The organism is Saccharopolyspora sp. NFXS83 (assembly GCF_026241095.1).
Taxonomy (GTDB): domain Bacteria; phylum Actinomycetota; class Actinomycetes; order Mycobacteriales; family Pseudonocardiaceae; genus Saccharopolyspora_C.
Window position 1 is genome coordinate 3,234 of the sequence record NZ_JAPFGB010000036.1, and the last position, 13,283, is coordinate 16,516.

Here is a 13,283-nt window from a genome sequence, read left to right on the forward strand (position 1 = left end):
AAGCCCACGGCCTCGCAGCCCACCGCAGCGAAATCCACGACGGCCAAGCCCACGGCCTCGCAGCCCACCGCAGCGAAATCCACGACGGCGAAATCGACCGCCGCCAAGTCCACCGCGCGCAAGACCTCCACGGCGAAGGCCGCACCGAACGCCACGGGCGGCTCCCCCGCAGCGAAGCCGAGGACGTCCCGGATGCGCACCGCGAAGCCCGCAACCACCTCGGCGGCACCGGCGAGCGCTCGGCGCAAGACCGCCGCCGCGACCGCTGCCCCGGCCCCGCCTCCGGCGCCGAAACCGCCGGTGAACGGCGAAGGCGCCCGCGTGCCGGCCGCTCCGCCCGCGGTGACCCGCGCCGCAGCCAGCACCGACCTGCCCGACGACCGCTACCTGAACCGCGAGCTGTCCTGGCTGGACTTCAACGCCCGCGTGCTCGCCGTCGCCGAGGATCCCTCGCAACCGGTCCTGGAACGCGCCAAGTTCCTGGCGATCTTCGCCTCCAACCTGGACGAGTTCTACATGGTCCGCGTCGCGGGCCTGAAGCGCCGCGAGGAGACCGGGCTCTCGGTGCGCAGCGCCGACGGGCTCACACCGCACGAGCAGCTCGCCCGCATCGCCGCCCGCAACCAGGACCTCACCGAGAAGCTGGGCCGCACGTTCCTCGACGAGCTGGTGCCGGAACTGGAGGCCAACGGCATCCGGATCATGCGCTGGGAGCAGCTCGACCGGCCTGAGCAGCAGGTGCTGGGCCGCTACTTCGACGACCACATCTTCCCGGTGCTGACCCCGCTGGCCGTGGACCCGGCGCACCCGTTCCCGTACATCTCGGGGCTGTCGCTGAACCTCGCGGTCACCGTCAGCGACCCGGAGGAGGGCCTGCGCCGGTTCGCCCGCGTCAAGGTGCCGGACAACGTGCCCCGGCTGATCCGCGTCGAGGCCGACCGGGAGAACGAGCGGGCGACGTTCCTGCCGCTGGAAGAGCTCATCGCCGCGCACCTGGACACGTTGTTCCCCGGCATGGACATTAGCGACCACCACATCTTCCGGGTCACCCGCAACGCGGACCTGGAAGTGGAGGAGGACCGCGACGAGGACCTGCTGCAGGCCATGGAGCGGGAGCTGGCGCGCCGCCGGTTCGGCCCGCCGGTGCGCCTCGAGGTCACCGACACGATGAGCGAGACGATGCTCGAACTCCTGCTGCGGGAGCTCGAAGTCGACGCGCACGACGTGGTCGAGGTGCCGGGGCTGCTGGACCTGTCCTGCCTGTTCCAGCTGGACAAGCTGCAACGCCCGGATCTGAAGAACCCGCCGTTCGTGCCCGCCACGCACCCCGCGTTCGCGGAGGGCCAGACGCCGAAGAGCATCTTCGCGACGCTGCGCGAGGGCGACGTGCTGGTGCACCACCCCTACGACGCGTTCTCCACCTCGGTGCAGCGGTTCATCGAGCAGGCCGCGGCCGATCCGCACGTGCTGGCGATCAAGCAGACGCTGTACCGCACCTCCGGCGACTCGCCGATCGTGAACGCGCTGATCGACGCCGCCGAGGCGGGCAAGCAGGTGGTGGCGCTGGTCGAGCTGAAGGCGCGGTTCGACGAGCAGGCCAACATCCAGTGGGCGCGCACGCTGGAACGCGCCGGCGTGCACGTGGTCTACGGCCTGGTGGGCTTGAAGACGCACTGCAAGACGGCGCTCGTGGTCCGCCAGGAGGGCTCCACGATCCGCCGCTACTGCCACCTGGGCACCGGCAACTACAACCCGAAGACTGCCCGCACCTACGAGGACCTGGGGCTGCTGACGGCCGCCCCGGCGGTGGGCGCGGACCTCACTGACCTGTTCAACGTGCTCACCGGCTACGCCCGGCACGGCACGTACCGGCGGATCCTGGTGTCCCCGCACGGCATCCGGCTCGGCATCGTGGAACGCATCGAGGCGGAGGCGGAGCGCGCTCGCGCCGGAGAGCCGTGCGGCATCCGGATGAAGGTCAACTCGCTGGTCGACGAGCAGATCATCGACGCGCTGTACCGGGCTTCGCTGGCGGGCGTGCCGATCCGGATCGTGGTGCGCGGCATCTGCGCGCTGCAGGCCGGGGTGGTCGGCCTCAGCGAGAACATCGAGGTGCGGTCGATCCTGGGGCGCTTCCTGGAGCACTCCCGGGTGTTCCACTTCGTCGGCATCGACGAACGCTGGATCGGCAGCGCGGACATGATGCACCGCAACCTGGATCGCCGGATCGAGGCGCAGGTGCGGGTGGTCGACCCGAAGCTGACCGAGCAGCTGGACGCGATGCTGGACTCGGCGCTGCACCCGTCGACGCGGTGCTGGGTGCTCAACGCCAAGGGCGACTGGGAGGCCTCACCGCGCAGCGGCGAGCAGGTTCGCGATCACCAGGCGGAGATGTTGCGCCAGCACGGGGCGAAGGTGCAATGACCGCTGCGCACGAACCGGAGCAACCGATGACGACGAGCAGGCCGGTGACGATCCGTGCCGCGGGGGCGGTGCTGTGGCGCCCCGGTACCGACGGGGCGCCCGAGGTGGCCGTGGTGCACCGCCCGCGCTACGACGATTGGTCGCTGCCGAAGGGAAAGCTCGATCCGGGTGAGACGGCGGCGCACGCCGCCGCGCGGGAAGTGCTGGAGGAGACCGGGTTCGGTTGCGTGCTCTCCGGCTTCCTGAGGCGGGTCAGCTACGAGGTTCCGGGCGCGGGCGGCGGCACCGGCAAGCAGGTGGACTACTTCATCGCCCGCGCGGGCGACGGCCACTTCGAGGTCAACGACGAGGTCGACGAACTCGTGTGGACGGCGCTGCCGAAGGCGCGGGAACTGCTGAGCTACCCGCAGGACCGGCACGTTCTGGACGAGTTCACCGCGCTGCCCGACGACCCGGTGACGCTGCTGCTGGTGCGGCACGCGAAGGCCGGGAAGCGGTCGGACTTCGACGGTGACGACACCCTGCGTCCGCTGTCCGGGGCCGGTCGCAGGCAGCGCGACGCGCTGCACTCCTGGCTGCCGCTGTTCGGTCCGGAACGGGTGTACTCGGCGCCTCGGGTGCGCTGCGCGCAGACGGTGCAGCCGCTGGCGGCGGACCTGGGCATCGAGGTGGCCCCGGAGCCGCTGCTGTCCGAGGAGGGCTACCTGGAGGACCCGGCCGCGGCCGTGCACCGGTTGCTGCGGATCGCAGCGGGCGCGGGCACGGCAGTGGTCTGCAGCCAGGGCGGCGTGATCCCGGATCTGGTGGGCAGGCTGGTGGAATCCGCCGCGCTGCACCCGGCCGAGCCGGGCGAGGCCCCGAGCGCCGAGCTCGCGGTGGGCGAAGCCGTCAGCGGGGACGTGGTCAGCGCCAAGGGGAGCGTGTGGACGCTGCGGTTCAGCCGGGACGTGCACACCGGCAACGGTTCCGGCCCGCTGCTGCGGCTGGTGTCGGCCGACTACCTGGCGGACGCCTCTGCCGCTGGATGAGTTGCTTGAGTGGCCGGGTGGCGGAACCTCAGCGGCTTCCTCGCTGCGGGATCTTTTCCCGAGTGGCTCCGCCACGAGGGAAAAAGCCGTCCTCGCGAGGAAGCCGCTGAGAACCCGCGGGTGACCGCCTTCTCGACGTGGGCTATGCGCTGACGCGCATACAGGCACGGCCTCCGGCCGCAAGGCGCGGTTCGGTCGCTTCGCTCTTCGCGGACCGGGGCGTCCGAGGCGGGGCATCGAGGCTGGAAACGTCTCGCCGTGGAGCGGTTCTTGGACCGGAACGGCGATGATCCCGGCCCGATCGCCATCGCGATCGCACCGGGATCATCGCTGAGAACCGGCGGAGCACCTCTGTTCGGGCACGGCCGCGGTGCCCGTGGCACGGGTACCGGGGCCGCGCGTCGCTCCGCCGCCGCGCGTGGCGCGGGTGACGCTGCGCCGTGTGCGGGGATGCCACCCGCGAACGCCTGCGAAGCTCGGCTCGCTCAGGCGGCGAGCGCTCACTTCTTGGCGGTCTTGCGCGTGGTCTTGCCCGCGGAGGCCTTGGCGGTCGAGGTCTGGGCGCCGGACGTCTTGGCCGCGGAGGTCTTCGCGGCGGAGGTCTTGGCGGTCGACTTCGAGGCGGTGGCCTTGGTGGTGGCGGCCTTCTTCGGCGCGGCCTTGGTGGCCGGAGCCTTGGTGGCCGTCGCCTTGGAGGTCGTGGCCTTGCCGGTGGCGGCCTTGGAGGCGGTCGCCTTGGTCGCGGTCGCCTTGGTTCCGGTGGACTTGGCGGCGGTCGTCTTGCTGCCCGCGGCCGTCTTCGGCGCGGCCTTGGTGGCGGCCGGCTTCGCGCTGGACCGCGTGGCGGCGGCCTTCTTCGGCGCCGTCTTGGTGGCGGCGGCGGTCTTCGCCGTGCTCCGGGTGCCCGCTGCCTTGGTGGCGGGGGCCTTGGTCGCCGTACCGGCGGACTTGGTCGTGGCGCGCCCGGTGCCCGCGGTCTTCGTCGCGGTGCTGCGGGTGCCCGCGGACTTGGTGCCCGCCGACTTCGCGGCCGTCGCGCGGGGCAGTTTCCGGCTGCCGCCCACGACTTCCTTGAACTGGGTGCCGGCGCGGAATGCCGGGACGTTGGTCTTCTTCACCTTGACGGCCTCGCCGGTGCGCGGGTTGCGCGCGGTGCGGGCGGCACGTGCGCGCTTCTCGAAGACACCGAAGCCGGTGATGTTGACCTTTTCGCCCTTGTTGACGTTGCGGACGATGAGGTCCACGACGCCCTCTACCGCCTGACTGGCGGTCTTCTTGTCGCCGAGGCGTTCCGCGAGTGCCTCGATGAGTTGGGCTTTGTTCACTTCAGTCCCTCCCAGGACAACAACGGCCCCGTCGGGCCGACTCAAAACCCACGGTAAAGCCCTGAGTTGCCGAATGCCATTCGCCACGCCCCATTTTTTCGTTGGGGCGTGGGGCTTTCGGCGGCTCAGGGCTCGTATCGCCGGTTTCCCGGTTAGGTTGTGAACACCGGCCGCGGAGTCGGATTTTCCCTGCGCAGCAAGGAGAACCGAGCCCGCGGCCGGTTCCGGTTCAGCCCGCGCGAGCGGGCAGCGTGGCCGGTTTGAAGGAAGGGCGGGTTTTCTCGTACGTGTCGATCGTCTCGGCGTGGCGCAGGGTCAAACCGATGTCGTCGAGCCCTTCCAGCAGCCGCCAGCGGGTGTAGTCGTCGATGGCGAACGGGACGGTGAGGTCTTTCGCCTGCACGGTCCGCTCTTGCAGATCGACGGTCACCTGGGTGCCGGGCTCGTTCTCCAGCAGCTTCCAGAGCAGTTCCACATCGGACTGGGCGCACTCGGCGGCGAGCAGTCCCTGTTTGCCGGAGTTGCCGCGGAAGATGTCGGCGAACCGGGAGGAGATGACCACCCGGAAGCCGTAGTCCTTGAGCGCCCACACGGCGTGCTCGCGGGACGATCCGGTGCCGAAGTCGGGTCCGGCGACCAGCACGCTGCCGTTGCGGAAGGCGTCGTTGTTGAGGATGAAGTTCTCGTCGTTGCGCCACGCGGCGAACAACGCGTCCTCGAACCCCGTGCGCGCGACCCGCTTGAGGTACACGGCGGGGATGATCTGGTCAGTGTCCACGTTGGACCGCCGCAGCGGAACGCCGACGCCGGTGTGCTGGGTGAACGGTTCCATCGTTGCTCCTTTCGGGTCGGGTGGATCAGTCGAGGTCGTCGGGCGACGACAGGGTGCCGCGCACCGCGGTGGCGGCGGCCACCAGCGGGGAGACCAGGTGGGTGCGACCGCCTTTGCCCTGCCGTCCCTCGAAGTTCCGGTTCGAGGTCGACGCGCTGCGCTCGCCGGGGGCGAGCTGGTCGGGGTTCATCCCGAGGCACATGGAGCAGCCCGCCGAACGCCATTCGGCGCCCGCGGCGGTGAAAACCTCGTTGAGCCCTTCGGACTCGGCCTGCAGCCGCACCTTCATCGAGCCGGGCACCACCAGCATCCGCACGTCCTGGGCCACCTTGCGCCCGTCCAGGACGGCCGCTGCGGCCCGCAGGTCCTCGATGCGGCCGTTGGTGCAGGAACCGAGGAAGACGGTGTCCACGGCGACCTCGCGCAGCGGCGTGCCGCCTTCCAGGCCCATGTAGTCGAGCGCCTTCTCGACGGCGTAGCGCTCGGAGTCGTCGCCGATGGTCTCCGGGTCGGGGATGCGCTCCCCCAGCGGCAGGCCCTGCCCGGGGTTGGTGCCCCAGGTGACGAACGGGGTCAGCGAGTCAGCGTCGAGGGTGATCTCGGCGTCGAATTCGGCGTCCTCGTCGGTGCGCAGCGTCTTCCAGTACTCGACGGCGGCGTCCCAGTCGGTGCCTTCCGGCGCGTGCGGGCGGCCCTTGAGGTACTCGAAAGTCGTCTCGTCGGGGGCGATCATCCCGGCGCGGGCGCCCGCTTCGATCGACATGTTGCAGACCGTCATGCGGGATTCCATGGACAGCTGCCGGATCGCTTCGCCCCGGTACTCCAGGACGTAGCCCTGCCCGCCGCCGGTCCCGATCTGGGCGATGACGGCGAGGATGATGTCCTTGCTCGTCACGCCGGGCCGCAACGAGCCTTCGACGTTGATCGCCATGGTCTTGAACGGGCGCAGCGGCAGCGTCTGGGTGGCCAGCACGTGCTCCACTTCGGAGGTGCCGATGCCGAACGCGAGCGCGCCGAACGCGCCGTGGGTGGAGGTGTGGCTGTCGCCGCACACCACCGTGGTGCCGGGCTGGGTGAGCCCCAGCTGCGGTCCCACCACGTGCACGATGCCCTGCTCCGCGTCGCCCATCGGGTGCAGGCGGACGCCGAACTCCTCGCAGTTGCGCCGCAAGGTGTCCACCTGGGTGCGCGACACCGGGTCGGCGATCGGGAGATCGATGCCGGTGGTGGGCACGTTGTGGTCCTCGGTGGCGATCGTGAGGTCGGGGCGGCGGACCGGCCGGTCCGCCAGCCGCAGCCCTTCGAACGCCTGCGGGCTGGTGACTTCGTGCACGAGGTGGAGGTCGATGTAGAGCAGGTCCGGCTCATGACCTTCGCCTCGGCGCACGATGTGGCCGCTCCAGACCTTCTCCGCGAGCGTGTTGCCCATCGCTCCTCCCCATCGAGATGTGGTGGTCGCACCCCGGTTCCGGGGCACTGTCCCAAAGAGTGGACTTCTCAGATATCGAGAAGTTAGTATCGGTACGTGGGACAGCATAGCGGCATCGGAGTGTTGGACAAGGCAGTGGCCGTGTTGCAGGCCGTGGCGGGCGAACCGTGCGGCCTGACGGAGTTGTGCGGGCGCACGGGCCTGCCCAGGGCGACGGCGCATCGGCTCGCGGTGGGCCTGGAGGTGCACCGCTTGCTGCGCCGCGGCTCGGACGGCCGGTGGCGTCCCGGTGCCGCACTGGCGGAGCTGGCGGGCGGCGCGGTGGACCCCTTGCTGGAGGCCGCTTCGACGGTGCTGCCCAAATTGCGGGACATCACGGGCGAAAGCGTGCAGCTCTACCGCCGGGACGGCATGCAGCGCCTGTGCATCGCTTCCGCGGAACCCCCCAGCGGCCTGCGCGACACGGTCCCCGTGGGCTCCACCCTCCCGATGGTCGCGGGCTCCGGGGCGAAGGTCCTGGCCGCCTGGGCGGATCCCGCGACGCAACGAGCGGTCCTGGCCGAAGCGGTCTTCGGAGAACGCACTCTCCTGGAGGTCAGGCGGCGGGGCTGGGCTCAAAGCGTCGCGGAACGAGAATCAGGCGTGGCCAGCGTCTCGGCCCCCGTCCGCGACTCCCAAGGCGGCGTAGTGGCCGCGATCTCCGTCTCAGGCCCCATAGACCGAATGGGCCGCCGCCCAGGAGCCCGCTGGGCAGCAGACCTGCTAGCAGCAACCGAAGGCTTGCAGAACCGCCTCTGAGGCCCCCGGCAGCGGGGTCTCAGCTGGTTCCTCGCCGCAGGATCGCTTTCCCGATGGCTCCGCCACGAGGGAACAGCCGTCCGCGCGAGGAACCATCTGCCCCCACCGCAACGCCGGTCGCATTGCACGACCACCACTCACCCACCAACAAGACCAAGACCAAGACCACCAAAGCAGCACAAAGCCACTCACCAACCCCGAACACGATTAGGGCCCCACTTCCAAAAGGAAGTGGGGCCCTAATCACTGTAGTCCCGACGGGATTCGAACCCGCGCCGCCGGCGTGAGAGGCCGGTGTCCTAGGCCGCTAGACGACGGGGCCCTAGAACGAACGATCATTGCTGATCGTTCCGCTGGGGTACCAGGACTCGAACCTAGACTAACTGAACCAGAATCAGTCGTGCTGCCGATTACACCATACCCCATCGGCTTCGGTGTCCAGCGGTCTTCGCTCGGGCTTCTGGAGGAAGTCCGACCGGTTCGTCGCTGTCCGCCTTGCTGATGAAAATAGTAGAGCATGGCCCGCGACGCCGTGACAGCACCCCCCTCTTATGCCGATTTCCCTGGTGGGGGCGGGTTTCGGGTGCACCGTCGCGGGTGGACGTCACCGGTTCGCGGGCCGGGCTCGGTCAGCGGGTGAGCGCGCCGATGCGCGTGGTCTCGCGCGGTGCCGGGTCCCCGGGGGCGTGCTGGGCGGGGATCTCGGGGGCGAACGGCAGGTCGCAGACGAGGAGTTCGGGGAGCTCGGCGAGGCTGGTGATCATCGAAACGCCTTCGGGCGGCGCGTGTTCGGTGCCGCTGCGGTTGAGCCAGACGCCGTGCAGGCCCGCGTCGGCGGCGCCGAGGGCGTCGGTGTCGAGCCGGTCGCCGACGTGCACGACTTCGTGCGGGGCCGCGTCGAGGGATTCGCAGGCGGCGTGGAAGATCCGCGGATCCGGTTTGGCGACTCCGAGTTCGCCGGAGATGAGCATGCTGTCGAAGGCGCCGGCCAGTCCGGTGTGGCTGATCTTCTTGCGCTGGTAGGCGCTGGGCGCGTTGGTGATGACGGCCAGTCGCAGGCCGCTGGCGCGCATCCATTCGAGGCAGGGCAGGGCGTCGTCGAACAGCCGCCAGGCGGCCTGCATGGCGGCCATCCGGTAGTCCTCGCGGACGGCGGCTTCGGCGTCGCTGATCTGCTCGCCGAAGGCGGCGAAGAAGGCGCGGGTGCGTTCGACGCACATGGTGGCGAAGTCGACTTCGCCGGCCACGTACCGCTCGTAGTGGTCTTCGGTGGTGTGGCGCCACACGGGCCAGGCGGCGTCGTTGCCGATGAGGGCGCGCAGGCCGAGGCGGGAGGAGGCGGCGTTGTCGAGCAGGGTGTCGTCGATGTCCAGGCACACGGCTTTGATGCGGCCGAGTTCAGGCGTGGTCGGAGGGTGCGGCGCGGATGTCACCCCGAGAGGCTAGGGGTTCACCGGCGGTGTCCGCCTCGTCCAAGACGGTGATAGTCGTTGGCCTGACACGGTTTAGTCGAGGTACCAGTACCGGGTGACGTCCACTGGGGACATCACCCGGTCGCTGGAATCGTGCTGCTGATCAGACCAGCGCGCGGCGGAGCCGGTTCAGCGAGACCTCGCGGCCGAGCAGTTCCATGGATTCGTACAGCGGCGGCGAGACGGTGCGGCCGGTGACGGCGACGCGGACGGGCGCGAAGGCCTTGCGGGGTTTGATGCCGAGTCCGTCCACGACGGACTCCTTCAGCGCCGCTTCGATGGCTTCGGTGGTCCATTCGGGAAGCGCGTCGAGCGCGCCGATGGCGGCGTCGAGCACGGGCCGGGCGTCGTCGCCGAGGGCCTTGGCCGCGGAGGCCTCTTCGGGCTCGAAGTCCTCGCCTGCGAACAGGAATCGCATCATGCCGACGGCGTCGGAGAGCACGATGAGCCGTTCCTGCACGAGCGGCGCGGCGGCCCGCACGGTCGCGAGCTGCTGCTCGGTCGGTTCGGCGTCGAGCACGCCGCCGTCGACCAGGTAGGGCACGACGCGCTGCACGAAGTCGTCCGGGGCGAGCGCCCGCAGGTGCGCCGAGTTGATCGCGTCGGCCTTCTTCTGGTCGAACCGGGCGGGGTTGCCGCTGACCCGGCTGATGTCGAAGGCCTCGACCATCTCGTCGAGGGTGAACACGTCGCGGTCGTCGGCGATGGACCAGCCGAGCAGCGCGAGGTAGTTGAGCAGTCCCTCGGGCAGGAATCCGCGGTCGCGGTGGTGGAACAGGTCGGAAGCGGGGTCGCGCTTGGAGAGCTTCTTGTTGCCTTCGCCCATGACGAACGGCAGGTGCCCGAACTCGGGGACGAAGTCGGTGACGCCGATGCGCTGCAGCGCCTCGTAGAGGGCGATCTGGCGCGGCGTCGACGACAGCAGGTCTTCGCCGCGCAGCACGTGCGTGATGCGCATGAGCGCGTCGTCGACGGGGTTGGTGAGCGTGTAGAGCGCGTCGCCGCTGCCGCGGACCAGCACCGGGTCGGGCACGGTGCCCGCGCGGAAGGTGATCTCGCCGCGGACGAGGTCGGTGAAGGTGATGTCGTGGTCCGGCATCCGCAGCCGCAGCACCGGGGTGCGGCCTTCGGCGCGGTGGGCGGCCTTCTGCTCGTCGGTGAGGTCGCGGTCGAAGTTGTCGTAGCCGAGCTTGGGGTCGCGGCCCGCGGCCTTGTGCCGGGCTTCGACCTCTTCCGGCGACGAGAACGCCTCGTAGAGCTCACCGGCGTCGAGCAGGCGCCGCGCGATGTCCGCGTAGACGTCCTTGCGCTCGCTCTGCCGGTACGGCCCGTAGGGGCCGCCGACCTCGGGACCTTCGTCCCAGTCGAGCCCCAGCCAACGCAGCGCGTCGAGCAGCGCGTCGTAGGACTCCTGGCTGTCCCGGCTGGCGTCGGTGTCCTCGATGCGGAACACCAAGGTGCCTTGGTGGTGCCGGGCGAAAGCCCAGTTGAACAGGGCGGTGCGGATGAGCCCGACGTGCGGTGTGCCGGTCGGTGACGGGCAGAACCGGGCGCGGACGGTTCCGGGCGCTGGTGTGGCGAACTCTGGCGTGCTCATGACCGGTCCACCCTATCCGGCGGGGTTCGGTGCTTGACCAGCGACTCCGGGAGGAGCACCCTGAGGTTATTCAACGCATGTTGAATATCGATCTCGGAGTGCACCGGTGTGCGGCGCCGGGTAGGAGTGATCGCAATGGAGCGCACGACTTGCTGCATCATCGGCGGCGGTCCCGCCGGCATGGTCCTGGCCCTGCTGCTGGCCCGGTCCGGGGTGCAGGTCACCGTCTTGGAGAAGCACGGCGATTTCCTCCGCGACTTCCGCGGCGACACCGTGCACCCGACGACGCTGCAACTCATCGACGACCTGGGCCTGGCCGAGCGGTTCGCCGAGCTGCCCCAACGCAAGGTGGAGACGGTGCGGCTGCCCATCGACGCCGACGGCGGCTTCGTCACCATCGGGGACTTCCGGCTGCTGCCGATCAAGTACAACTACCTCGCGCTGGTGCCGCAGTGGGACCTGCTGGACCTGCTCGCCGACGAGGCGAAGCAGGAGAGCGGCTTCGAACTCCGGATGCGCACCGAGGTCACCGGGCTGATCCGGGAGGGCGGCCGGGTCAACGGCGTGCACTACCGCGACGCCGACGGCGGCACCGGAGAGCTGCGCGCCGACATCACCGTCGCCTGCGACGGGCGGGACTCGCTCGCCCGGCGGCTGCCGGAGCTCGACCTGCGGAACTTCCCCACCCCGATGGACGTGCGCTGGTTCCGGGTGCCGCGCAAGGAGGACGACCCGGCCGGGCTGATCGGGTCGATCCGCGACCGCACGTTCACCGTGCTGATCGACCGCGGCGACTACTACCAGACGGCCTCGATCATCGAGAAGGACTCCGACGCGGACGGCAGGTCCGGGCCGATCGAGGAGTTCAACCGGCGGCTGCGGCGCCTCGTGCCGTGGCTCGACGATGGCCGCGAACTGGTCGCCGGGTGGGACGACGTGAAGCTGCTGCACGTCACGCTCGACCGGCTGCAGAAGTGGCACGTGCCGGGGCTGCTGTGCATCGGGGACGCGGCGCACGCGATGTCCCCGGTCGGCGGCATCGGCATCAACCTGGCCGTGCAGGACGCGGTCGCCGCGGCCCGCCACCTGGCCACGCCGCTGCGGGAAGGCCGATTGCGCCGCAGGCACGTCGCGGCGATCCAGCGCAGGCGGTGGCCGACGACCCTGCTGATCCAGGGACTGCAGAAGGTGTTGCACCGCAACGGGGTCGAGCCCGGCCTGCGCGGCGACATCGACTTCGGCGACCGGACCCGGCTGCCGCGCCCGCTGCGGCTGATCACGCGGATACCGGCGCTGCGCATGCTCCCGCCCTACCTGCTGGCCTACGGCGCGCTGCGCGAACGCCCACCGCGCGAGGCGTTGCGGGGGTAGTCCTCGTTCTGCTCTGGTGGTCGGGCGGCGGAACCTCAGCGTCCTTCTCACTGCGGGATCTTCTTCCCTAGTGGCTCCGCACGAGGGAAAAAGCCGTCTTCGCGAGAAGGACGCTGAGAACCCGCGGGTGACCGGCTTCTCGACGTGGGCCATGCGCTTCGCACATCCAGGCACGGCCTTCGGCCGCGAGGCGACGTGGCTTCGCCGCCCGCCGGGGGCTACTGCACGGGGTTGGTGAGGGTGCCCAGGCCGTCGATGGAGACCGACACGCTCTGCCCCGACCGCACCGGGCCGACCCCGGCGGGCGTGCCGGTGAGGATCACGTCGCCCGGCAGCAGCGTCATGATGCGGGAGACCCACGACACGAGACCGGCGACGTCGTGCAGCATCAGCGACGTCCGCGACTGCTGCTTGAGCTCCCCGTCGAGCTCGGTGCGCAGGCCCAGGTCCGCCGGGTCGACGGAGGTGTCGATCCACGGGCCCAGGGGGCAGAAGGTGTCGTAGCCCTTGGCCCGCGTCCACTGCCCGTCGGCCTGCTGCTGGTCCCGGGCGGTGACGTCGTTGGCGATCGTGTAGCCCAGGACCACCTCGAGCCCGCGCGCCTCCGGAACGTCCTTGCAGGGCTGGCCGATGACGGCCGCGAGCTCGCCCTCGTAGTCCACCCGCTCCGAGTTCGGCGGCAGCTTGATCGGCGCGTTCGGGCTCGTCACCGAGGTGGACGGCTTCATGAAGATGACCGGGTTCGCCGGTGCCTCGCCGCCCATCTCCTTCGCGTGGTCCGCGTAGTTCTTGCCGACGCAGACGACCTTGCTGGGCAGGATCGGCGCGAGCAGCCGGACGTCGGCCATCGGCCACTTGCGCCCGGTGAAGGTGGGGTCGCCGAACGGGTGCTGGTCGATCTCGATGGCCAGCACCTTCTCCTGCGGCGCGGACGGATCGGGTTCCAGCGCGACGAACGACACCCCGTCGGAGTGGGCGACTCGGGCCAGGCGCACGGCGGACCTCTT

Annotated in this window: 10 protein-coding genes and 2 tRNA genes; 4 read left to right on the forward strand and 8 right to left on the reverse strand. The window is 70.2% G+C overall.

Annotated elements, in window-relative coordinates; all coding sequences use genetic code 11:
• The first annotated feature begins 192 nt into the window (after positions 1-192).
• Entirely contained in the window at positions 193-2,424 is a 2,232-nt protein-coding gene (locus tag OOZ19_RS27085) for an RNA degradosome polyphosphate kinase (protein ID WP_266092996.1), read from the forward strand.
• A complete protein-coding gene (locus tag OOZ19_RS27090; protein ID WP_266092997.1) occupies positions 2,421-3,452 on the forward strand; it encodes an NUDIX hydrolase in 1,032 nt (343 codons plus the stop codon). The genes OOZ19_RS27085 and OOZ19_RS27090 overlap by 4 nt, the downstream gene beginning before the upstream one ends.
• A 500-nt stretch (positions 3,453-3,952) precedes the next feature.
• On the opposite strand, the gene OOZ19_RS27095 is transcribed toward OOZ19_RS27090, so the two are convergent.
• The 3 genes from OOZ19_RS27095 to leuC form a co-directional block, all read right to left on the reverse strand.
• Positions 3,953-4,777 (reverse strand): HU family DNA-binding protein, encoded by an 825-nt coding sequence (locus OOZ19_RS27095; protein ID WP_266092998.1) that lies wholly within the window; start codon positions 4,775-4,777, stop codon positions 3,953-3,955.
• Positions 4,778-5,006: 229 nt separating this feature from the next.
• A complete protein-coding gene (leuD, locus tag OOZ19_RS27100) occupies positions 5,007-5,609 on the reverse strand; it encodes a 3-isopropylmalate dehydratase small subunit (RefSeq protein ID WP_266092999.1) in 603 nt (200 codons plus the stop codon).
• Between the two features lie 25 nt (positions 5,610-5,634).
• A complete protein-coding gene (gene leuC / locus OOZ19_RS27105) occupies positions 5,635-7,038 on the reverse strand; it encodes a 3-isopropylmalate dehydratase large subunit (protein ID WP_266093000.1) in 1,404 nt (467 codons plus the stop codon).
• Between the two features lie 96 nt (positions 7,039-7,134).
• On the opposite strand from leuC, the gene OOZ19_RS27110 reads away from it, so the two are divergent.
• Positions 7,135-7,836, forward strand: coding sequence for an IclR family transcriptional regulator (locus tag OOZ19_RS27110; protein ID WP_184481893.1), 702 nt, complete (start codon positions 7,135-7,137; stop codon positions 7,834-7,836).
• 249 nt (positions 7,837-8,085) lie between these two features.
• Here the strand turns inward: OOZ19_RS27110 and OOZ19_RS27115 are convergent.
• From OOZ19_RS27115 to gltX, 4 genes are all read right to left on the reverse strand, one after another.
• Positions 8,086-8,158, reverse strand: a tRNA-Glu gene (locus OOZ19_RS27115).
• Between the two features lie 31 nt (positions 8,159-8,189).
• Positions 8,190-8,261, reverse strand: a tRNA-Gln gene (locus tag OOZ19_RS27120).
• Between the two features lie 204 nt (positions 8,262-8,465).
• Positions 8,466-9,269 carry an HAD family hydrolase gene (locus OOZ19_RS27125; RefSeq protein ID WP_266093001.1) on the reverse strand — a complete coding sequence of 268 codons (804 nt, stop codon included), beginning with the start codon at positions 9,267-9,269 and terminating at the stop codon, positions 8,466-8,468.
• A gap of 142 nt (positions 9,270-9,411) precedes the next feature.
• A complete protein-coding gene (gltX, locus tag OOZ19_RS27130) occupies positions 9,412-10,905 on the reverse strand; it encodes a glutamate--tRNA ligase (RefSeq protein WP_266093002.1) in 1,494 nt (497 codons plus the stop codon).
• A 135-nt stretch (positions 10,906-11,040) separates the two neighbouring features.
• Between gltX and OOZ19_RS27135 the strand changes: the two genes are divergently transcribed.
• Complete coding sequence (locus tag OOZ19_RS27135; RefSeq protein ID WP_266093003.1) at positions 11,041-12,276, forward strand: FAD-dependent oxidoreductase; 1,236 nt, start codon at positions 11,041-11,043, stop codon at positions 12,274-12,276.
• A gap of 218 nt (positions 12,277-12,494) precedes the next feature.
• On the opposite strand, the gene OOZ19_RS27140 is transcribed toward OOZ19_RS27135, so the two are convergent.
• Positions 12,495-13,271 carry a fumarylacetoacetate hydrolase family protein gene (locus OOZ19_RS27140; protein ID WP_266093004.1) on the reverse strand — a complete coding sequence of 259 codons (777 nt, stop codon included), beginning with the start codon at positions 13,269-13,271 and terminating at the stop codon, positions 12,495-12,497.
• Positions 13,272-13,283: the final 12 nt, after the last annotated feature.

Coding starts and splice junctions, on each gene's coding strand:
- OOZ19_RS27085 (WP_266092996.1), top strand. CDS start 193: ATGCGCACCGCGAAGCCCGCAACCACCTCGGCGGCACCGGCGAGCGCT.
- OOZ19_RS27090 (WP_266092997.1), top strand. CDS start 2,421: ATGACCGCTGCGCACGAACCGGAGCAACCGATGACGACGAGCAGGCCG.
- leuD (WP_266092999.1), bottom strand. CDS start 5,609: ATGGAACCGTTCACCCAGCACACCGGCGTCGGCGTTCCGCTGCGGCGG.
- leuC (WP_266093000.1), bottom strand. CDS start 7,038: ATGGGCAACACGCTCGCGGAGAAGGTCTGGAGCGGCCACATCGTGCGC.
- gltX (WP_266093002.1), bottom strand. CDS start 10,905: ATGAGCACGCCAGAGTTCGCCACACCAGCGCCCGGAACCGTCCGCGCC.
- OOZ19_RS27135 (WP_266093003.1), top strand. CDS start 11,041: ATGGAGCGCACGACTTGCTGCATCATCGGCGGCGGTCCCGCCGGCATG.